Raw genomic sequence first — 819 nt, forward strand, 5'->3', positions numbered from 1 at the left:
TCGACCGGCCCGCTGGCCAACCCCAAGTCGGGCTGGGTGTCGCTGAAGGACTTCACCAACGTCGTCTACAACGGCAAGCACCTGGTCTACGGGACCACGCACGACTTCGGGTCGAGCTGGGGATCGATGAACTTCGGCCTGTTCACCAACTGGTCGGACATGGCCTCGGCCCCGCAGAACACGATGTCGGTCGGCACGGTGGCGCCGACGCTGTTCTACTTCGCGCCCAAGAACATCTGGGTGCTGGCCTACCAGTGGGGCGGGACCGCGTTCACCTACCGCACCTCCAGCGACCCGACCAACGCCAACGGCTGGTCCTCGCCGCAGACCCTGTCCACCGCGAGCATCTCCGGCTCGGGCACCGGGCCCATCGACCAGACGCTCATCGGCGACGACCAGAACATGTACCTGTTCTTCGCCGGCGACAACGGCAAGATCTACCGGTCCAGCATGCCGATCGGCAACTTCCCCGGGAACTTCGGCTCCAACTACACCACGATCATGAGCGACTCGACGAACAACCTGTTCGAGGCGGTCGAGGTCTACAAGCTGCAGAACCAGAACAAGTACCTGATGATCGTGGAGGCGATCGGCTCGCAGGGCCGCTACTTCCGCTCCTTCACCGCCACCAGCCTGGGCGGCAACTGGACCCCGCAGGCGGCGACCGAGAGCAACCCGTTCGCGGGCAAGGCCAACAGCGGTGCCACCTGGACCAACGACATCAGCCACGGCGACCTGGTCCGCAACAACCCCGACCAGACCAAGACGGTCGACCCCTGCAACCTGCAGCTGCTCTACCAGGGCCGCAGCCCCAGCTCC

General features: G+C 65.1%; 1 protein-coding gene. It reads left to right on the plus strand.

The features are described from left to right. Positions 1-819 (plus strand): non-reducing end alpha-L-arabinofuranosidase family hydrolase (locus Sru01_RS35125; protein WP_275412238.1); only part of this gene is annotated, 819 nt, incomplete at both ends.

The organism is Sphaerisporangium rufum (assembly GCF_016863395.1).
Lineage (GTDB): Bacteria > Actinomycetota > Actinomycetes > Streptosporangiales > Streptosporangiaceae > Sphaerisporangium > Sphaerisporangium rufum.